We start from the raw sequence: 19,149 nt of genomic DNA on the forward strand, positions 1-19,149 counted from the left end.
GCGGTCATTCGCTGCACGATCATCGACGCTAGGTTATGTCTGCTCTCGCGACGCAGCTCGCACAGACTCAGTGAGCAACGCCACGCCGCAACAAGCTAACGGCGCGTTCAGCCGCGGTTAGCTCATTCCTAGAAGATGCAAAGGAAGTGACGCCGGATTCCGACCACGTGCTCGTGTTAATGTCTCGATCATCAAAATAGGTCTTCGAGGGGGCAGGCGTGGCACAAAAAGAAAGACTAGTGAAGCCACAATATACCGAGCGCGTAATTCGATTCTGGGGCGACGCTTTCAACGACTACATCGCCGCCCGTGTGCTGATCTTAAACGGGCTACTTCAGCAAGGCGCGGTATTAGGCAGCACGGCGGTCGAGAAATACTTTAAAACGATGCTTGCGACACGGGGACTTGAAGTGCACGGCCATCTACAGAAAGCCCACCGAAATTCCTTACGAGCACTGGATAGAGGGCTATTTGCGCAACTAAATCCGGATTTTTTGAAACTGTGCCAGCACTGTTACCTGTTACGGTACTCGGAGCAGCTACCCCACGGATACAACCTCGTGATCGCGTCTCGGGAATTCCTTGCGGAACTCGACTACACCGCGTTGCTGATTGAAGGTCGATTAGTGCGCAAGAACGAAAACGCGCACGAGCCACAGAGTAAGCTATCGCAAATGGTAGCGGCCAGTGATACGCGTCTGTGCCAGGACAATCACGTAATCCTCGGGCAGGTCAAGGAACAATTTATTTACGGGGCAGTACAGACCGTGCACGAGTTACGGCGAATCGCAAATGGAGTCATCGTGGACGTGAGTTACCCAAGCGCGAGTATTCCAGATGACCGGTCATTCATGCGGGCCGCGTTCGTCCCTAAGGATGGCGACGATCTTAGCTACAATTTAAGCCACTTGCCAGTTCCTGGCGCCCAGGTCGGGTAAGCAGTTGCAGTTCGCCAGTCGCGGAAGCGGATACTTGGTTTGGAGGGACAGTAAGCCGATGACCGCAATGGGCGACTTACTATCCGTGAGTGGCCTTACCGAGCTGCTGCTCGACTCTGAAACCTGCCTTTGCGCCCCGGACGGCTCGACCGGCGGCAACGGGTCGACCTCTGCCCGACGCGGACTGATGAATGGCGGCTCACTCGGCGTGTTAAACGTCGGACTGGGTTCGGCCACAAGCCGCCGTTGGTCGATGCCTCGATATACACGTTCAGGCGTATCTTCAAGCCTGCAAACGGACTTTCGAGCGTTGAGTCCGTCTGTCGCGAGACCGGCCTTTGCGGCCGTTGGCGCCCCGTCCGATCGCAACCTGTCCAATGGCTGCTCCCGAAAACTCGGAGGACTGAGGTCGAACTTTTTTCGACCGTTCGAGACTACCGTGACCAGGGTTCGTTTCTCGATACCTGGCATACACTCGTTCGGCGATAGCTCACGATTCGTCGCGCACCTCTTGGTGAGCCGCCTGCCTGGCTGTCGGCCACACCCGCTCCTCAAATTGATCAGGCGGAACCGGCTCCGAATACAAAAAGCCTTGCGCAAAGTCACAACCCACGGCGGCGAGAAAATCACGTTGATCCGTCGTCTCGACCCCCTCGGCAATAACCTGCAATCCCAACTTGTGAGCGAGCATGACCATTGCTTCGCAGAGCGCCTGATTGCCGCCGTCGAAACCGAGGTTCTGTACGAATGAACGGTCGATCTTGAGATAATCGATGTCGAAGCGCTTCAGATAGGCTAAGGACGAGTAACCGGTCCCGAAGTCGTCGATCGAAATCCCGATTCCTGCCTCGCGGAAACTCAGCAACTTCTCGTTCAATTCGGCGTCCAGTAACAGCCCTTCGGTTATTTCAATTGCCACGCTCTGTCTAGGCATGCCTTGCCGAATGAGGTATTCCGACCATTGGATACACACCAGATTGTCCTGGCGAATCTGCACCGGTGAAATGTTGACACTGATCTGAAACGATGGATGAAATCGTCGGCGCCATTGATGCGCCTGGCGCACGGCCTGTTTGAACACCCAATCGCCGATCGGAACGATGAGCCCCGTGTCTTCGGCCAATGCGATGAAATCCAATGGACTGATCGTGCCGCGCACAGGGTGCAGCCAGCGAATTAGCGCTTCAGCTTTGTAAATTTCGCCCGTCGCCAGATTGACGATAGGCTGGTAATAAACACGGAACTGTTCGGCTTGCAGGGCGGTACGTAGATCGCTCGTGAGACGCTGGCGCTTTTCTGCCGCCACTTGCAACTCGGGCGTAAAGTAGTGGAAACGGTTGCGCCCCGCGGCTTTGGCCGCGTACATAGCCTGGTCGGCATTCTTGAAGAGAACATCCAGTTCTGTCCCGTCGTTAGGGTAAAGCGTGACTCCGACACTCGCAGAAATGAAAGCCTCGTCCGGACCAAGCTTGAAGGGTTGGGTCAGCGTGGCGATGATCGTCTTCGCGATCTGTTCGATGCTCCCGGTGTCGTCCAACTCGGGCAGAATCACCGTGAACTCGTCACCGCCAAGTCGAGCGACCGTGTCGAATTCACGCACACACGAGGTAATGCGCCTCGCGGCCTCGATCAGCAGGATGTCGCCCATATCGTGTCCGAGCGAGTCGTTGACCTCCTTGAAGCGGTCGAGATCGATCAGCATCAAGGCCATCGGCCGCCCGGAGCGATGGGACACGCCGGCTTCATGCTCGAGACGGGCATGAAACATCTGGCGGTTCGGGAGATGGGTCAGCGCATCGTAATTAGCCTGTTTCCATATCGTTGCCTCGAATGCCATCCGGTCCGACAAATCACGACCGACCGCCAACACGGAGTTCACCTCGCCCGACGCGTCGATCTCTGGAGTGAGCCTGATATGGCTGCACTGTTCCTGTCCGTCCTTACTGAGCCATCTCAGTTCGAATTGGCGACTTTTCCCGGTTGCAATGGTTTCGCTGATCTTCTTCTCGTAAGCCAGCGCGTTGGCACCGCCCGGTATCTCTGAGGGCCGTGCCTCTTTCAAAATCCGAGTGGCTGGTTTGGCGGGTCAAGTACGGGCGTCAGCCCGGCGAAGCGAATACTTGACGCGCGTTGAAGAAGTAAGCTGGGACAGGGCTGGTTGCGGCAGAATGCGGCAACCAGCCCTGCAAGACAACGTGAACCGATGAACCAGACCCAACTGTTTGAAGCCGCCTTGGGGATCAAGGCGCCGTGGTACGTGCAAGGCGTCGATTTCGATGCCGCGCGGCGTGAGCTGACCATTGCCGTGGACTTTGTCGCGGGTACGCGCTTTCCATATCCCGGTGTGGCGGGCGAACACCCGGCTCACGACACCCAGATCAAGCGGCTGCGGCACCTCAACTTCTTTCAACATGAGTGCTATCTGGAGGTCCGGGTGCCGCGGGTACGTCTGCCGGACGGCTCGGTGCGCCTGATCGAACCCGACTGGATGGGCAAGCTGGACGGCTTTACGCTGCTGTTTGAAGCACTCGTGCTGGCGCTGTGCCGGGAGATGACATTTGCCGCGGTGGCACGCGTGGTGAACCTGTCGTGGCATCGGGTGAAAGCCATCTGTGACCGTTACGTGGACCTGGCCGTGGCCGCGACTGACCTGTCCGAAGTCACTGCGGTGGCTATTGACGAGACTTCGTGCCGGCGTGGCCACGACTATGTTTCGCTGGTCGCCGACATGGACGGGCGGCGTGTGGTCTTCGTCACGCCAGGCAAAGATGCCGGCGTTGTCGAACGCTTTGCCCGGCACCTGGAGGAACACAACGCAACGCCTGCGCAGATCGAGTCGGTCAGCATCGACATGTCGCCCGCCTTCATCAAGGGCGTCGAGGAGCATCTGCCCGATGCGCGGGTGACCTTCGACAAGTTTCACGTCGTCGCGCACGCGTCCAAAGCGCTTGATGGCGTGCGCCGCGCGCAGCAGAAAACCGATCCGTCGCTGAAGGGTATGCGCTGGTCGCTGCTCAAGGATGCCGGGAAGCTCGATCTCGCACAACTGACCGATCTCGAGGCCCTGATCAGCCAGTACACCACCAACCGCACCGCGCGTGCGTGGATGTACCGCGAGCAGCTGCGCGAGATTCTCGATCGCAAACAGATCCACGTCGTCTCCAAAATGCTTCGCCGGTGGTGCGGCAACGTCATGCGCTCGAAAGTCGAACCCATGAAGGACGTCGCGCGCATGATCCGTCGTCATTTCGACGGCATCATCGCGTGGGCGCAGACGCGTCAGACCAACGGATTCATCGAAGCGATCAACGGCCTGTTTCAGGCCGCCAAACGCAAGGCACGGGGATACGCCAGCTTCAAGACCATGCGCACCGTGCTGTTTCTCATCGCGGGCAAGCTCGACTTCTCAGCACTCAATCCGCATGCCTCGTGAGCCGCATTACCCACTGAGTTTTTAAAAGAGCCAGGGCCGTTTGCCGAGCGATTCGCGAAGGCTGCGGGCCGCCGAGACACAGAAAGCCGGATTGGCGTAGGTGCGGCGCAGCTCCCGGTCGTAGCGCGTGATCGTGTCAGGTGAATTCTCGATCAACGTGCGCGACTCCTGCTCTTTGGCGACGAGCTCGGCCGTTCGCTCGATGACCGTCTGCTCCAAGGAAGCGTTGATCTCGTTGATCTTCTGGATCTTCTGCCCGATCGCCGCACTCATTCGTTCGAATCTGTGCGCCAATCTGCCCAATTCATCCTTTGCGCCAATCTCACTGCGCGCGTCCATCCATGCCTCCGCCTCTGCGCCTGCATCGCTACCGGTGTCGTCCATCCTTCGCACCAGATCTTTGAGCGGTACAGAGATGCTGTGTGAAATGAAATTGGCGAGGAAGATCGAAAGCAAAAACCCCGAAATGCCCACTAGTATGATCTGATCGCGTACGGACTGTGCCTCCGCCGTCAACTTCTTCTCCGGGATCGTGCTGACCACAAACCATTTTGTGCCGGCGATACCCGTGTATGCAGCGAGATATCGGTCGCCATTCTTGCCATGGAAGTCGACGAAGCCATTTGGCTCGCCGTGCGGATCGGCGTTTGTGATTCTTTCGAGCAGACCCGGTTCAGCCTTTCCGTCGGTGCTCATTGAAGAGCCGTCGGCATGAACAATCAGCTTGTCGCTGCTGGCGTCAAGTACATAGATCTCCGTTCCACTGCCCACGGCGACGTCATTGAAAATCGATGAGAAATACTCAGGGCGAATCACTAGAACCAGATTACCGATCTGCCGATTGTCGCTCTTGTCGATGATGGCGCGCACCATCCCGAGATCTTGCTGACCGGCCCCGTTGTCATAGCTGCCCCAGTAAGGCCGGCCATTTCGATCGGGAGCCTGCTGGACCAGATGCACCACACTCCGCGTCAATTGCGCGAACGCCTGGGTGTCCGTGATCCGGTTGTCCTTGTCGAGCAAATATTTCTGGCTCTTTTAAAAACTCAGTGGGTAATGCGGCTCACGAGGCATGCGGATTGAGTGCTGAGAAGTCGAGCTTGCCCGCGATGAGAAACAGCACGGTGCGCATGGTCTTGAAGCTGGCGTATCCCCGTGCCTTGCGTTTGGCGGCCTGAAACAGGCCGTTGATCGCTTCGATGAATCCGTTGGTCTGACGCGTCTGCGCCCACGCGATGATGCCGTCGAAATGACGACGGATCATGCGCGCGACGTCCTTCATGGGTTCGACTTTCGAGCGCATGACGTTGCCGCACCACCGGCGAAGCATTTTGGAGACGACGTGGATCTGTTTGCGATCGAGAATCTCGCGCAGCTGCTCGCGGTACATCCACGCACGCGCGGTGCGGTTGGTGGTGTACTGGCTGATCAGGGCCTCGAGATCGGTCAGTTGTGCGAGATCGAGCTTCCCGGCATCCTTGAGCAGCGACCAGCGCATACCCTTCAGCGACGGATCGGTTTTCTGCTGCGCGCGGCGCACGCCATCAAGCGCTTTGGACGCGTGCGCGACGACGTGAAACTTGTCGAAGGTCACCCGCGCATCGGGCAGATGCTCCTCGACGCCCTTGATGAAGGCGGGCGACATGTCGATGCTGACCGACTCGATCTGCGCAGGCGTTGCGTTGTGTTCCTCCAGGTGCCGGGCAAAGCGTTCGACAACGCCGGCATCTTTGCCTGGCGTGACGAAGACCACACGCCGCCCGTCCATGTCGGCGACCAGCGAAACATAGTCGTGGCCACGCCGGCACGAAGTCTCGTCAATAGCCACCGCAGTGACTTCGGACAGGTCAGTCGCGGCCACGGCCAGGTCCACGTAACGGTCACAGATGGCTTTCACCCGATGCCACGACAGGTTCACCACGCGTGCCACCGCGGCAAATGTCATCTCCCGGCACAGCGCCAGCACGAGTGCTTCAAACAGCAGCGTAAAGCCGTCCAGCTTGCCCATCCAGTCGGGTTCGATCAGGCGCACCGAGCCGTCCGGCAGACGTACCCGCGGCACCCGGACCTCCAGATAGCACTCATGTTGAAAGAAGTTGAGGTGCCGCAGCCGCTTGATCTGGGTGTCGTGAGCCGGGTGTTCGCCCGCCACACCGGGATATGGAAAGCGCGTACCCGCGACAAAGTCCACGGCAATGGTCAGCTCACGCCGCGCGGCATCGAAATCGACGCCTTGCACGTACCACGGCGCCTTGATCCCCAAGGCGGCTTCAAACAGTTGGGTCTGGTTCATCGGTTCACGTTGTCTTGCAGGGCTGGTTGCCGCATTCTGCCGCAACCAGCCCTGTCCCAGCTTACTTCTTCAACGCGCGTCAAGTATTCGCTTCGCCGGGCTGACGCCCGTACTTGACCCGCCAAACCAGCCACTCGGATTTTGAAAGAGGCATATTTCTGGTTGATGAAATCAACCGCGCCGTAGTGCTCCAGGAGCAGTCGGGTCAGATCCTGGCGAGCTTCGCTCTGCTCCTTTTCATTGCCGTGTGCGACGCGGGTCAGCGCGTCTTGAACCTGATCGGAGAGCACCAGAAGGCTGCTCTCCGTCTCGATCTGCTCCATCCGCAACGAGATGTTTTTGGATACCTGTTTGACTACCTCTTTGGAAAATATCTCCGCTTTGTGCTTGAACTCTGCTGTTGACTCCACATACGATATGTAGCTGGAGACAAGTATCGGTATCAGCGAAAGCAGGATAAACGCGGTTATCAGCCGGTAGCGAATTTCGACCCGGCGCAGCAGATCCAACGAGAAGTAGGCGAATGCGCTTCGCAGCCAGGCGATCAGTGGGCTCATTTGTAGTGCATCTTCGCTTCATTCTTAACAGACTCGTCCAGGAGTTTTGCAGCCTGCATTGGCGTGATTTTCCCGAACAGCACATCCTGTATCAATCTATGCAAGCGCTCGATGGAATTGGAAGGTAGAAACGAATAGTACGGGCTGCCGGTCACAGCATAGCGACTGACCATGTTTGTGTAGTCGACGATCTTCTGATCGCTCACCAGCGTCCTTGGGAACTGCTTGAATGGAGAAATGTTCTGGCGCTTGACCTGGAGGATGGAAAACCCCTGCCCAGCGACGAACTCGAGAAAACGCATTGCCGCGGCCTTGTTGGGCGTTTCCGACACCGCAAACCCGGTTTCGCTGCCGATCACGGGCACCACCTGCTCGCCTGGCGCGTTCCAGGGCGGGATGAGCACGCCAACTTCAAAGGGATTGCCGTGCAGCAACAGACCGGCTGCCCAGCTACCGTGAAAAGCCATCGCGACTTTGCCCTCCTTGAATAGCCGTATGCCATCATCGTAGCCAGTTGTCGTGAACGATTCCTGTACGAAACCCCGTTCCGGCATCAGCCTGATCCTGGCGAAAATATCCGCTACCTGGGGGGTGTTCAAATCCAGCGTGCCATCGCTGATTTTGTCCTTCCAGTCTGGCTCGCGCGCAACCACATTGTTAGCAAAGCCTGAACTGAAGGGGCCGTTGCCGAGCATATTTGGGAAGCCGCCGTTCCACATTATTGGCGTATAGCCCGCACGTTTGAGCTGTTCGCAAACCGCCAGAAATTCGTTGAAATTGGTCGGCAGCTCCCTGATCCCCGCCTTCGCAAACATGTCCTGGTTGTAATAGATCAAAGTCGTAGCCATTCCCCCCGCTATTCCAAAGTGCCTGGATTGGCGACTGGTCCAGTCCTTTTTGAGAGGATCGAGCATGTTGTTCCAGGCGGATGTCTTGCTAACGTCGGCGAGGAGCCCTTGATCGGCCAGGTCGGCCGCGTAGGCATTCGGGTTGATACTCACCAGATCGGGCAAGTTGCCGGAGGCGATCCGCGGCTTGATATTTTCTTCCACCGAATTGCCAATCATGAACTGCACATCCACGTGTATGTCCGGATTCAGCTTGCTGAATTCGGCGGCAATCTGAAGCATTTCTTCCGGCCAGTCAGGAGCCCAGATCAAGGCGGTGATGGTGGTACTGGCCGGCCCGCTCGTGCTCGAAGAATCGTGGTCTCGCTGATGGCAACCGCACAACGAGAAAAAAATAAAACAGGCCAAGACCGACAGCAAGGAGCCAAACTCAGTTTGTCGCACGTGGGGTTCACTTTTTCAGGTTCGGCATGGATTGGGCGGCCCTCGGCAGAGGCTATGGGCGCATTCGATGGCAAACCGGTGAAACTTTCATCGCGGTCGAATCACTTGCATAACCATGGCGGCGTCCCAGCAGCGGTAAGTTGTGACGAAGCCCGGCACGCCGCTGCGCATTCATCACATGTCTTTCTCGCTGCCGGCCGATCTTTTGTCATCGACGACGCCTATCGATCGGCACCGGAATGTTTATAAAACAGGGCTGCTTGGAGCTCTTGACGGGTCGGCACTCACACGGCATATCGGCAACAGACGCAGATACTTTAACTGAAGGGAACGCCTGTACTTCCGGTCGTCCGCTCAGGGCCGATGACGCGCCGAGCGACTGGCAGGAATGGATGGCCGCTGTAGTTTGGAAACTGCCGAATATGTGGTGATGGGTTCACGGTCGGCTTGGGGTCGATTTGACGCAATCGCGGACCACCTTACTCCCGCAAGGGATGTCGACCGCCCGGATCAATCACGAACTGTGGCAGCAGTCGTTCACCGACCTCGCATAGTTTTCATTTCCTGTGACACTGGACACACGTTTACGTGTTAACCCTAAAAGTTCCATCGATTTATATCAATTTTCGCAACAAACATTACCTATCTCACGAGTTACTCTGTCCAGTTCGCCAAATTACAATGCAATCACTGACTACGAACAAGCAAGTTCGCAGCAAGATAAAACCCTGAACTGGAGGTAAGTATCATGAAATCGCTGATTCAAGCCGTTGTCATCGCCGTCGCTGTCGCCGCTCCGGTCGCCGCGTTCGCGCAAGCCAACCAGCCCGTGACCCGCGCTCAAGTGCGCGCCGAGCTGATCCAACTGGAAAAGGCCGGCTATCAACCTGGTCACGCCGACCCGCACTACCCGGCTGACATCCAGGCTGCGCAAGCCCGCGTCGACGCGCAAAACGGCGTCGGTCAAGCCGCTACCGGCTTCGGTGGTGTGGTGAGCGGTACGTCGCAAACGAGCCATGCGGCTCCGACGAGTGGCCCGAAGTCGGTCTACTTCGGTCAGTAAGCGGTAGGTGGCAGGCGGTTCGTCAAGCGCAGCTGTGTGGCCACGAAGCCCTACGGCGAAACGAACCGCGAGCACTTCCAAATAGCGCGTCCTTGCGACGCGCACCCCGATTCAAATGAACTGGCCCGCGACTCGGGTATCTCCGAGCGCGGGCCAGTTCGTATGTGGTTACCTCCGTCATCGGGCTCCCGATGACTTCGCCCAGGCCTTCACGGTCTGGGCGCTTTTTCGCGCCGCTCTGCGTGGGCCGCGATGAATTCTCAGCTGCCCGCGCTCAGTCGCGTGCGATCAGATTGCCGACCTGGCCACGCCCGGTCACGAGGCAACTCGACAGGAAGCTCTCGCTCTGCGCGCTCGCGCCAGCGTCACCAAAGCCCTTTTTCAATGCGTCCGATTTGACGAGCGCCGCGCCCTGGTGACACGTAATCGTGCCGACCTCGCCCGCCTGCGCACGCATCAACGCCCGATCCGCCATCAGATAGCCAAGCAAAAGCACCAACGCAATATTGAACGCTTGTCGCATGGGTCGCCTCCTTTTCGAAGAGACTAACGTGAAGCGCGAATGCAGTGGCCTGGGGCTTTCCCGATTGTTGAAGATTCAATGATCCAGAATAAATCGCGACTACTGCGGGCGATTCGTAGTGCATTGAAGCGATTCAGTTTTATTCGATGCGCGGTGACTGTGCGCGCAACCGTAGGCGTTTACGCCTACAGCCGAGTCTCGATCCGCGCGATGCGGCTATTGATCGCATGGCGCACCAGCGCATTCGACGGCACCAGCAGCAGCGATGACGCGATGATCCGATACACGTCATGGCGCGTCACCTTCGACACTTTCGCCGGATCGAGCCACGCGTCGTTATCCGCGAGCAGCAGTAAGGTGTCGAGGCCGATGAGGATCGGCCACAGGCAGGCGAGCCGCAAGCGCACCGCGCTCACCGGAATCGCGAGCGTATAGTCGAGTGCCGCGCGGAAATGATCGAGCGTCTTGCGCAGCAGTTCGACGAGCAGCGGCCGCGCGCGCATCGAATTGGCCGGTTGCAGCAGATCGCGCGCGCTCAGACCGTGGCGCTCGAGCATGCTCTGCGGCAGATAGCAGCGGCCGATGCGCAAATCTTTTCCGCAATCGCGCAGCACGTTGGTCATCTGCAATGCCTTGCCGAAACGCACGCCACGCTGCTTCATCGTGTCGGGTTGTTCTTTCAGCGTGCCTGGCATGTGCGCGTAAGTCATCGTGGTCCAGAACTCGCCGACGCAGCCCGCGACCAGATACGTATAGCGATCGAGTTCGTCGTATTCGCGCAGCGCCGCGATCTGGCCGGAGCGTTCGTCGGGGAACGTGCGTAGATCGAATTCCATGCCCTCGGTCAGCGTCGTGACGATCGCGCGCACCGAGTGGCAGTCGGACTCGCTCAGTTGCGCGAGCACGTCGAGCGCGGGGCTCAACGATTCGAGCAGCAGCTTTTCATCCGACTGCGCCTGCTGACCCGCGACTTCCGCGGCGATGCGCTGGAACGGCGCGCTGTCGACGGCCACGCCATTGACCTGATCGCGCAACGCGAGCAGCAATTCGAGGCGTTGGCCTGGCGCGATCAGCGAAGTGTCCGCAATCGTATCGGCCGCGCGCGCGAGCAGATACGCAAGGCCGATCGGATCGCGCATGCCGATGGGCAGCACGCGCAGCGTCAGATAGAAGGAGCGTGAAACGCCTTTCAGGAGCGGGCCGAGAAGAAAGGCCCGGGTCGGATTCGGCATGGGTTGGATCGGTTGGCAAATAGGCGGGTGTAAGCCCGCTGGGATCAGGCGCTGCCGAATTGTATACGGCGAGGCGCGTCACCCGGTACACCATGAACCAGCATCAGAAGCCGTCCGCCGAAGCCGGCGCCACTCGCAGCCCTCGTTCGAACCTGCACCTGACCTATGTGGTCGGCAGCCTCGACCGAAGCCTGCGGCGCCGTATGAGCGAAGCGCTCGCCTTTCCGTTTCATTGCATCGGTTTGCAAGTTCGACCGGCCACCGCACTTCACTCCCCCTCATACCGCATGCACCGGCTCCTCGCCGCCGGCCTTTTTCGCCCTCTCACGCCGCCATGTCGAGCACACGCCGTTCGCCGGGCACGCGTTGCCGGATAGACTCCCTGCATTTCACGCTGCGGGACACTGTCGCTCGCGATCGGGAATGGGGATTGCTGCCCCAACGGATTTGAGCACAGGACGGTTACGACCAGGCCGTCGCTTGCACTTTGAACGACACATCGACAATGACTACCGACGCATCCAACACGTCCCGCCCGTCCGACGCAGCGCGACCTAACGCGGCCCGGCCTGACGCGGCGCGACCTGACGCGGCCCGGCCTGACGCGGCGCGACCTGACGCGGCCCGGCCTGACGCGGCGCGACCTGACGCGGCCCGGCCTGACGCGGCGCGACCTGACGCGGCCCGGCCTGACGCGGCGCGACGCAATGTCGAAACCGGCGTGCCCGGTTTCGACGAGATCCTCGGCGGCGGTCTGGTGAGCGGTGGCGTCTATCTACTGGAGGGCATGGCCGGCGCCGGCAAGACGATCCTGTCGAGCCAGATCGGTTTTCATCGGGTGCGGCAAGGCGAGAAAGTGCTGTACATGACGCTGATCGCCGAATCGCACGACAAGCTGCTCGGTCACCTGAAAGGCCTGAGCTTTTTCGACGAAGCCGCGGTCGCGCAGCAGATGCTGTTCGTGTCCGGCTATCAGGAGCTGATGCAGGACGGCCTCGACGGTTTCCTGAAGCTGATCGCGTCGAGCATCTACGACTACCGGCCGAGCCTGATGATCATCGACGGCTTTCGCAGCGCGCGCGAATTCAGCGAAACCGAGCTGTCGCTGTCGAAGTTCATCCACGAGCTGAACGCGCTGGTCGCCGCGATGGACTGCACGACGCTGCTGCTCGCGCCGCTGTCGGGCAACGAGTCGCATCCCGAGCACACGCTGGTGGACGGTCTGATCGAGCTGAACAGCTATCACGACGGTATGCGGCGCGCGCGCGAAATCGAAGTGCACAAGATGCGCGCGCGCGATCATCTGATGGGCAAGCACTTCTTCCGCATTGCCGGCAGCGGGCTGCTGATGTTCCCGCGCCTCGAAGCGCAGTGCGCGGAGCAAGCGGGCCCCGTCGATCTGAAAGCACGGCTCGGCTTCGGCTTGCTGCACCTGGACAACCTGCTCGGCGGCGGCTTCGCGCAAGGCGCGACGACCACGCTGATCGGCCCGTCGGGCGTCGGCAAGACGCTGCTGTGCCTGCAGTTCCTCGCGGCCGGTCTCGCACGCGGCGAGCGTTGCGTGTATCTCGGCTTCTACGAGAGTCCGCAGAGACTCATCGGCAAGGCTGAAGCGGTGTCGATCGCGCTTGCCGATGCGTGGCAGGACGGTCGTCTGATGGTGCTTTGGCACCCGGCGATCGAACTCGCGGTCGATGAAATCGCGTCGAAAGCGCTCGCCACCGTCAAGCAGACCAGCGCGACGCGCATCGTGATCGACGGCGTCGAGGGCTTTCGCGATTCGGCGTTGCGTACCGAGCGCTTCGACCTGTTCCTGAACGCACTGCTGCATCAGTTGCGCGAAGCGGCCATCACGACGCTCGTCACGGAGGAGCTGCCGCTGTACAGCGATCCGGGTCACGCGAAGGCCGTGCGCGTGTCGGCGCTGACCGAAAACCTCGTGCTGCTGCGCTACGCCGAGACCGAAGGCGGACTGCGGCGCGTGATTTCGGTGGTGAAGCAACGCGAAAGCGCGCACGACACGTCACTGCGCGAACTGTCGATTTCGTCGCAAGGACTCGACGTGATCGACGGCTCGCCCGGCGCCGCCGGCATCCAATCGACGCCGGGCCTGTCGGCCACGCTGCAATTGGGGCGAAAAACCTAGCCGCCCATGAAAACCATTCTCGTGGTGGACGACGAGTTCGACATCCTCACGGTGTGGCGGCTGCTGCTGGAACGACACGGCTATGCGGTACGGACGGCGTCGAACGGCTCCGTCGCGCTCGAACTGGTCCGTTCGAGCCGGCCCGATATCATCGTGTCCGATTGCATGATGCCGGTCATGTCGGGCCTCCAGTTGTGCACGACGCTGTATGAGGACCCAGAGCTGCGCGAGATTCCGATCATCCTGTGCAGCGCCGCATCGGACATTCCGGTGCAGCCGAATCCACATTTTGCCTACGCGCGCAAGCCGCTTTCGTTCGACCAGCTGCTGGCGATGCTGGTGCGCATGGGCGGTTGACGGCCGCCCTTCCTCCCCCCGCCTTCTCTGCCCCTTTCCCCCGCTAAAACACAGCTTGAGACGCTCGCGCCATTTGTCGAGCGTTTGCAGCGTTCTGCGATTCTCCGTGGCCTTTTACAGTAGGCCATCGATCGCGCATGGCCAGCAACCCGCAGCGCGACGCAACTTTCGGAGGTCGTCATGAACAGCAATCGTGGTGCGTTTCCCGCTGGCTTCTTGAGCATCGCGGTGGGCTCGTTGGCGCTGGCCAACCTGTGGCGCGTCGCAATCCGCCTGTGGCACTTGCCGGCCGTCGCCGGCAGCGTGGTGACGATCGCGGCGCTCGCCGTCTGGGCCATCATTCTGTTCGCCTACGCGCACAAGTGGTTCGCACGGACCGACGACGCACGCGCCGAACTGAATCATCCGGTGCAGTCTTCGTTCGTCGCGCTCGCGCCGATCTCGACGCTGCTTGCCGCGCAACTGCTGCAGCCGTACGCGCATACCCTCGCGCTGACGCTGTACGGCATCGCGGCGATCGCGCAACTTGGGCTCGGCGTCTATCTACAGGGCAAGCTGTGGCAAGGCGGCCGCAAGCCCGAACTGACCACGCCAGCGATCTATCTGCCGACGGTCGGAGCGGGCTTCGTCGCGGCGGCGAGCTCGGCCGCATTCGGCTTCCATCAACTGGGCGAGCTGTTTTTCGGCGGCGGCATGCTGGCGTGGCTCGCGCTCGAATCGATGATCCTGCATCGCGCCGCCGTGCATGAACCGCTGCCCGAAGCGCTGCGCCCGACCCTCGGCGTGCAACTCGCGCCGCCAGTCGTCGGTGGTGTCGCGTATTTGAGCCTCACCAGCGGCACGCCCGATCTGTTCGCCTACGCCCTGCTCGGCTACGGTCTCTATCAGGCGCTGATGCTGCTGCGTTTGCTGCCGTGGATCCGCCAACAGGCATTCGTGCCCGGCTACTGGGCGTTCAGCTTCGGCGTAGCGGCGTTGCCGACGATGGCGCTGCGTCTCGTCGAACGCGGCGCGACGGGTCCGATCGAATTCGCGGCACCGGTTCTGTTCGTGGTGGCGAACGCGATCATCGCGATTCTGGTCGTGAAGACGCTTCAGCTGCTCATGCAAGGCAAGCTGATGCCGCCCGTGGCGGCGAGTTCGACGGCGGCGGCGCCGGTCACGCAAGTCACGACGGCCGTGCGAATCGCCCGGGTTCAATAAGCTGCGGGCAGCGACCGAACGCGGCGGCGACGCGCAAAGCGTCCCGCCGCGTTTTTGCGTTCGTGTCAGAACCCGTGCAACGACACGACGATCAACGCAGCCGCGACGATCGCGACCACGTCCTCGATCAACGCCGCGGGCGCATCGCGCCCGAACATGCTGGCGAGCGAACTGCGCACCTTCGCGCCGCCGAGCGTGCCGATCACCGCGCCTACCGCGCCGACCACCGCGCCCACCACCCCGACGATCATGCCGCCCGCCAGGCCGCCATGCGCGCCGCTAATCGCCGCGCCGCTCAGCGCACCGAGCACGATTCGCGCGCCGAACTGCAGCGGCACCTTGCGGCTCGGCGTTTCGGGCAATTGATCCGTGATCAGTTCGATGACCGCCAGCACGGTGAAGATATACGGCGTGGCCGCGAAGCCGAGGAAGGCAAGCGACGTGCCTTGCAGCGGCAGCCATCCCAGACGCGCGGCCCAACTGACGGCGGTGGGGGCGATCATCGAGCGAAGGCCGGCGACGACGCCAATCAGCAAGGCCAGAACATACACGGACATAGCGGACTCCCGATCGAGGGCAATGATGCAAGGTTGCACGAGCCGACGGCTTACCTGGACGAACGTCGGCAGAACATGTCGAGCATTCCATCTGGACAGTCAACTTCTCACCACCTACATCGAGGCAATCCGCGGCGGCCGTTCACCGTTGCTCACAATTGCCGGCTCTTCATTGCCGACTCGCCACCGCGCGTCTGGCGCGGCGCCGGGCATACGATGGCCCCCGTCGATGTGGCCCTAGTGTCGCACAATTCGACTAGCGAATAAGAGACAGGGAGTCGGCGAAGTGGGCCGATGGTGATAAGTTAGCCCACTCACAAGAAAATCTTGTATCTGCACCATGAGACCGTATCTTCCGCTCAACGCGCTGCGCGCGTTCGAATCGTCCGCGCGGCATCTGAGCTTCACGCGCGCGGCGCAAGAGCTGAACGTGACCCAAGCCGCGGTCAGCCAGCAGGTGCGCTCGCTGGAGGAGCGGCTCGGCACCGCGCTATTCAAGCGTTTGCCGCGCGGCCTCGCGATGACCGACGAAGGGCTCGCGCTGCGCCCCGTGCTGTCCGACGCGTTCGATCGTATCGAGGCGGTGCTCAAGCAGTTCGACGGCGGGCATTTTCACGAGGTGCTGACGGTCGGTGTGGTCGGCACGTTCGCGGTCGGCTGGCTGATGCCGCGCCTGAAGTCGTTTCGCGACGCGCATCCGTTCGTCGAGCTGCGGCTGCTGACCAATAACAACCTCGTCGACCTCGCGACCGAGGGCCTCGATTTCGCGATCCGTTTCGGCGACGGCACGTGGCCCGGCTCGCTCGCCACCAAACTGCTCGACGCGCCGCTCGCGCTGCTCTGCACGCCCGAGATCGCCGCGCGCCTCGCACGGCCCGACGATCTCGCCAACGAAACGCTGCTGCGCTCGTACCGCATGGACGACTGGATGAACTGGTTCGCGGCCGCGGGCATCGCGCCGCGGCCGGTGCGCGGACCGGTGTTCGATTCGTCGCGGTTGATGGTGGAAGCGGCGATACAGGGCGCGGGCATCGCGCTCGTGCCTGCGTTGATGTTCGAAAGGGAGATCAATACCGGGCGTCTGGTGCGCCCGTTCGACGTCGAGGTCAAGGCGGGCAGTTACTGGCTGACCTGCCTGAAGGGCAAGCCGATGACGCCGGCGATGTTGCTGTTCAGTCAGTGGCTCGCCACGGAAGCGGCCACGGCGGGTCACGCATGAGTTCCTACGCGGCCGTGCGGCAATACCCGTTCATCGCGGGCCGCGCGGCTTGCGGCGGGAACACGTTCCACGAACCGTCGCCGTGACGGAAGAAGAAAATCGACAGCAATCCTTCCGGCTTCAACGCCTGCACACATACATAGCGTTGCTGCTGCGACGCGCGATGGCAGAACCGCACCACGCGCGCGGGCATCGACGGCGTGGGCGCGAGCCATTTGTCGACGGCCCAGTGCAAGCTTTTTTCTGCGGCTACCATGATGTTCTCCTCGAATCGTCCCGTTCCCGACGCGTTGCGTTCACGCGAGTTGCGCGAGTTGCGCCATGCGGTGTTCGTTCCTCGCCCCGCTCTCGACAAACGCCTTCACGAGGCACAGCAGTGCGCGCATGCCCGTGCTCGGATGGCGCAAGCAGCAATGCACCTGTTCGCTGCGGCTTTCGCCGAGCAGACACCACGCGCAGAAGTGTTCGCAGTTGTTGGTCAGCAGGCGATAGCGGTTCTCGCCGAGGCGGGAGCGCGCGCGGCGCACCGCATCGGCGCCGACGTAGATCGCGCTCGGCGTCGCGCGAACCGACAGCGAATGGCCGGCGGCGAAGCGCGCGAGTTCGACTTCCTCGACCGGTCCGGGATGCGCGGAGGCCGCAAAGCCCGAGTAGTGCACGACGCGGCCATTGCCGACATAGATGCCGTGATGTTCGTAGCCGTTGCGTTGCGTGACTAGGTGCGCGCCGATCGGCAGATCGATCGTCGATGATGCGGTGTCGCAAGCGGCTGCGGATTGCGGGTCGTCGTCGCGTGTATCGAGCGTTTGGGTGTTCATGGCTGGCCTCGTTCGCATTTCCAACACTGTTGCGACAGCTTTTGCATCATCCGGGCCAGGCGCCGGAAAACCCCTGCTTACAGGGTTGACGGCCGATCGAGCGGTTTTCTGAAGAGGAAGATGTCAGGACGGGACCAACAGAAATCGCACTGATCTGTTGGTGTGCGACGCTCATTTGCGAGCCGTGTCGCGGGTTGATTTCAACTGAATGGAGAACCCGTGGGACCCCGCCGAATGTGTTGGGTCTCACACCTGTTCGAATGTGGGCTTGTTGGCCGCGAGCCGACCGATCGCGTCGACCGCGTTCGTGGTAAAACCGCGCAAGCCACGCCAGTCAATGCGCCGCGGGCTTCGCGTCGAATCCGCCCCCGATTGGCATGGCCTTTGCAGCGTCTGGTGCAGAGTCCATTCAGCCGCGCGCATTGCGCACGCGGCCAACCGGAGAACGACATGTCCTGCATCAAATTGAACGACCTCTCGCTGAACCTCGCGCTCGATCGCAAGGCGATGGCGGCGATTCGCGGTGGCGGCGGCGCGCCATGGATCTATGGCTGGATTCAGCCGTACGTGCCGCAAACGCCGAGCATTGGGCCGATGGTCAATCTATACGAGGTCTCCAACAACTTCTATGCTAACCAGATGATCAACCAGTTCCAGTCGGTCGACGTACGCAACACCGGCGCGAACGCGAACCTCACCGTGTCTCCGGACGCACGCAACCGAAACGATATGGTGTAGCCGTTGTGACATGCGAGAGCCAATTTCGCTGGACGTCGTCCGCGCGTTCCGACACGGGACGGGTCCGCGAAATCAACGAAGATGCCTGCCTCGACGAGCCCGAAGCGGGACGCTGGGCTGTCGCCGATGGGATGGGCGGTCACGCGGTCGGCGACGTTGCCAGCCGCACCGTGATCAACGCGTTGACTCAACTGGCGGCGCCGCACGGCCTCAGAATGCTGATCGCCGATGTACGCACGCGTCTGCAAACCGCGAACCGTCAATTGCGCGACGAAGCCGCGCGCCGCCAGGTGCAGCGCATCGGCAGCACCGTGGTCGTGCTGCTTGCATGCGATCGCTTCTGCGGCTACGTGTGGGCCGGCGACAGCCGCATCTACCTGTACCGCGCGGGGCAATTGCGGCAACTGACGCGCGATCACAGCCAGGTCGAGGAGCTGCGCTCGCTCGGCGTCATCACCGACGAAGAGGCGCGCCATCATCCCGCGCAGCACATGATCACGCGCGCGGTCGGGGCAACGGATTCGCTCGAACTCGACGACGACGCGATCGAAGTCGCCGATGGCGACGTGTTCCTGTTGTGCAGCGACGGTCTCAGCAACGAACTGAGCGACGACGAGATCGCCGCCGTGCTGACCACGGCGGAGCGCGAAAACGCAAGTTGCGAACTCGTCGACCTCGCGCTCGCGCGCGGCGGGCGCGACAACATCACCGCAGTGGTCGTCGAAGCGCAGGACCCGAATGCCGCGGACAAGACCTTGCTGAACCCGGCGCCTTGATGAT

Annotated in this window: 18 protein-coding genes and 1 pseudogene; 9 read left to right on the forward strand and 10 right to left on the reverse strand. The window is 61.1% G+C overall.

Annotated features, from left to right (window positions below):
- Positions 1 to 218 precede the first annotated feature (218 nt).
- Complete coding sequence (locus tag OKW39_RS33765; RefSeq protein WP_429564611.1) at positions 219 to 938, forward strand: hypothetical protein; 720 nt, start codon at positions 219 to 221, stop codon at positions 936 to 938.
- 490 nt (positions 939 to 1,428) lie between these two features.
- Here OKW39_RS33765 and OKW39_RS33770 read toward each other — a convergent pair.
- Positions 1,429 to 2,988, reverse strand: a pseudogene (locus tag OKW39_RS33770) (EAL domain-containing protein); the annotation flags it as partial.
- Between the two features lie 153 nt (positions 2,989 to 3,141).
- Here OKW39_RS33770 and OKW39_RS33775 point away from each other — a divergent pair.
- Positions 3,142 to 4,371 (forward strand): ISL3 family transposase, encoded by a 1,230-nt coding sequence (locus OKW39_RS33775; RefSeq protein WP_429562555.1) that lies wholly within the window; start codon positions 3,142 to 3,144, stop codon positions 4,369 to 4,371.
- A 21-nt stretch (positions 4,372 to 4,392) separates the two neighbouring features.
- Here OKW39_RS33775 and OKW39_RS33780 read toward each other — a convergent pair whose 3' ends face one another.
- Genes OKW39_RS33780 through OKW39_RS33795 form a run of 4 tightly spaced genes read right to left on the reverse strand, consistent with a single transcriptional unit; the run spans position 4,393 to position 8,453 of the window.
- Positions 4,393 to 5,394 (reverse strand): cache domain-containing protein, encoded by a 1,002-nt coding sequence (locus tag OKW39_RS33780; protein ID WP_429564612.1) that lies wholly within the window; start codon positions 5,392 to 5,394, stop codon positions 4,393 to 4,395.
- A 40-nt stretch (positions 5,395 to 5,434) separates the two neighbouring features.
- Positions 5,435 to 6,664, reverse strand: coding sequence for an ISL3 family transposase (locus OKW39_RS33785; protein WP_429562555.1), 1,230 nt, complete (start codon positions 6,662 to 6,664; stop codon positions 5,435 to 5,437).
- A complete protein-coding gene (locus tag OKW39_RS33790) occupies positions 6,661 to 7,221 on the reverse strand; it encodes a hypothetical protein (RefSeq protein WP_429564613.1) in 561 nt (186 codons plus the stop codon). The genes OKW39_RS33785 and OKW39_RS33790 overlap by 4 nt, the downstream gene beginning before the upstream one ends.
- Positions 7,218 to 8,453 (reverse strand): ABC transporter substrate-binding protein, encoded by a 1,236-nt coding sequence (locus OKW39_RS33795; RefSeq protein ID WP_429565475.1) that lies wholly within the window; start codon positions 8,451 to 8,453, stop codon positions 7,218 to 7,220. The genes OKW39_RS33790 and OKW39_RS33795 overlap by 4 nt, the downstream gene beginning before the upstream one ends.
- Before the next feature lie 808 nt (positions 8,454 to 9,261).
- Here OKW39_RS33795 and OKW39_RS33800 point away from each other — a divergent pair.
- Positions 9,262 to 9,576: a DUF4148 domain-containing protein gene (locus OKW39_RS33800; protein ID WP_184024579.1), complete on the forward strand. Its 315-nt coding sequence runs from the start codon at positions 9,262 to 9,264 to the stop codon at positions 9,574 to 9,576.
- Positions 9,577 to 9,850: 274 nt separating this feature from the next.
- On the opposite strand, the gene OKW39_RS33805 is transcribed toward OKW39_RS33800, so the two are convergent.
- Together OKW39_RS33805 and OKW39_RS33810 are read right to left on the reverse strand one after the other, a co-directional pair.
- Positions 9,851 to 10,099 carry a hypothetical protein gene (locus OKW39_RS33805; RefSeq protein ID WP_129961873.1) on the reverse strand — a complete coding sequence of 83 codons (249 nt, stop codon included), beginning with the start codon at positions 10,097 to 10,099 and terminating at the stop codon, positions 9,851 to 9,853.
- A gap of 185 nt (positions 10,100 to 10,284) precedes the next feature.
- On the reverse strand, positions 10,285 to 11,331 hold the full coding sequence (locus OKW39_RS33810; RefSeq protein WP_090807549.1) for a phytoene/squalene synthase family protein: 1,047 nt from the start codon (positions 11,329 to 11,331) through the stop codon (positions 10,285 to 10,287).
- A 721-nt stretch (positions 11,332 to 12,052) separates the two neighbouring features.
- On the opposite strand from OKW39_RS33810, the gene OKW39_RS33815 reads away from it, so the two are divergent.
- The 3 genes from OKW39_RS33815 (at position 12,053) to tehA (ending at position 15,037) form a co-directional block, all read left to right on the forward strand.
- Complete coding sequence (locus tag OKW39_RS33815) at positions 12,053 to 13,477, forward strand: RAD55 family ATPase (RefSeq protein WP_429564614.1); 1,425 nt, start codon at positions 12,053 to 12,055, stop codon at positions 13,475 to 13,477.
- A 6-nt stretch (positions 13,478 to 13,483) separates the two neighbouring features.
- Positions 13,484 to 13,834 carry a response regulator gene (locus OKW39_RS33820; RefSeq protein WP_090807552.1) on the forward strand — a complete coding sequence of 117 codons (351 nt, stop codon included), beginning with the start codon at positions 13,484 to 13,486 and terminating at the stop codon, positions 13,832 to 13,834.
- 180 nt (positions 13,835 to 14,014) lie between these two features.
- Positions 14,015 to 15,037 (forward strand): dicarboxylate transporter/tellurite-resistance protein TehA, encoded by a 1,023-nt coding sequence (gene tehA, locus OKW39_RS33825; RefSeq protein WP_429564615.1) that lies wholly within the window; start codon positions 14,015 to 14,017, stop codon positions 15,035 to 15,037.
- Positions 15,038 to 15,102: 65 nt separating this feature from the next.
- Here the strand turns inward: tehA and OKW39_RS33830 are convergent, their stop codons facing one another.
- On the reverse strand, positions 15,103 to 15,594 hold the full coding sequence (locus OKW39_RS33830) for a DUF4126 domain-containing protein (RefSeq protein WP_090807556.1): 492 nt from the start codon (positions 15,592 to 15,594) through the stop codon (positions 15,103 to 15,105).
- A 340-nt stretch (positions 15,595 to 15,934) separates the two neighbouring features.
- Between OKW39_RS33830 and OKW39_RS33835 the strand changes: the two genes are divergently transcribed.
- Entirely contained in the window at positions 15,935 to 16,813 is an 879-nt protein-coding gene (locus OKW39_RS33835; protein WP_184061611.1) for a LysR family transcriptional regulator, read from the forward strand.
- A 4-nt stretch (positions 16,814 to 16,817) separates the two neighbouring features.
- Here the strand turns inward: OKW39_RS33835 and OKW39_RS33840 are convergent, their stop codons facing one another.
- A complete protein-coding gene (locus tag OKW39_RS33840; RefSeq protein WP_429564616.1) occupies positions 16,818 to 17,069 on the reverse strand; it encodes a hypothetical protein in 252 nt (83 codons plus the stop codon).
- A 40-nt stretch (positions 17,070 to 17,109) separates the two neighbouring features.
- Entirely contained in the window at positions 17,110 to 17,631 is a 522-nt protein-coding gene (locus tag OKW39_RS33845; RefSeq protein ID WP_429564617.1) for a lecithin retinol acyltransferase family protein, read from the reverse strand.
- A 450-nt stretch (positions 17,632 to 18,081) separates the two neighbouring features.
- Here OKW39_RS33845 and OKW39_RS33850 point away from each other — a divergent pair, with 450 nt between their 5' ends.
- Entirely contained in the window at positions 18,082 to 18,369 is a 288-nt protein-coding gene (locus OKW39_RS33850) for a hypothetical protein (protein ID WP_429564618.1), read from the forward strand.
- 5 nt (positions 18,370 to 18,374) lie between these two features.
- Positions 18,375 to 19,145 carry a PP2C family protein-serine/threonine phosphatase gene (locus OKW39_RS33855; RefSeq protein ID WP_429564619.1) on the forward strand — a complete coding sequence of 257 codons (771 nt, stop codon included), beginning with the start codon at positions 18,375 to 18,377 and terminating at the stop codon, positions 19,143 to 19,145.
- Positions 19,146 to 19,149: the final 4 nt, after the last annotated feature.

Source organism: Paraburkholderia sp. MM6662-R1, from assembly GCF_050436245.1.
Lineage (GTDB): Bacteria > Pseudomonadota > Gammaproteobacteria > Burkholderiales > Burkholderiaceae > Paraburkholderia > Paraburkholderia tuberum.

Coding starts and splice junctions, on each gene's coding strand:
- OKW39_RS33775 (WP_429562555.1), top strand. CDS start 3,142: ATGAACCAGACCCAACTGTTTGAAGCCGCCTTGGGGATCAAGGCGCCG.
- OKW39_RS33785 (WP_429562555.1), bottom strand. CDS start 6,664: ATGAACCAGACCCAACTGTTTGAAGCCGCCTTGGGGATCAAGGCGCCG.
- OKW39_RS33790 (WP_429564613.1), bottom strand. CDS start 7,221: ATGAGCCCACTGATCGCCTGGCTGCGAAGCGCATTCGCCTACTTCTCG.
- OKW39_RS33800 (WP_184024579.1), top strand. CDS start 9,262: ATGAAATCGCTGATTCAAGCCGTTGTCATCGCCGTCGCTGTCGCCGCT.
- OKW39_RS33805 (WP_129961873.1), bottom strand. CDS start 10,099: ATGCGACAAGCGTTCAATATTGCGTTGGTGCTTTTGCTTGGCTATCTG.
- OKW39_RS33810 (WP_090807549.1), bottom strand. CDS start 11,331: ATGCCGAATCCGACCCGGGCCTTTCTTCTCGGCCCGCTCCTGAAAGGC.
- OKW39_RS33820 (WP_090807552.1), top strand. CDS start 13,484: ATGAAAACCATTCTCGTGGTGGACGACGAGTTCGACATCCTCACGGTG.
- tehA (WP_429564615.1), top strand. CDS start 14,015: ATGAACAGCAATCGTGGTGCGTTTCCCGCTGGCTTCTTGAGCATCGCG.
- OKW39_RS33830 (WP_090807556.1), bottom strand. CDS start 15,594: ATGTCCGTGTATGTTCTGGCCTTGCTGATTGGCGTCGTCGCCGGCCTT.
- OKW39_RS33835 (WP_184061611.1), top strand. CDS start 15,935: ATGAGACCGTATCTTCCGCTCAACGCGCTGCGCGCGTTCGAATCGTCC.
- OKW39_RS33840 (WP_429564616.1), bottom strand. CDS start 17,069: ATGGTAGCCGCAGAAAAAAGCTTGCACTGGGCCGTCGACAAATGGCTC.
- OKW39_RS33845 (WP_429564617.1), bottom strand. CDS start 17,631: ATGAACACCCAAACGCTCGATACACGCGACGACGACCCGCAATCCGCA.
- OKW39_RS33850 (WP_429564618.1), top strand. CDS start 18,082: ATGTCCTGCATCAAATTGAACGACCTCTCGCTGAACCTCGCGCTCGAT.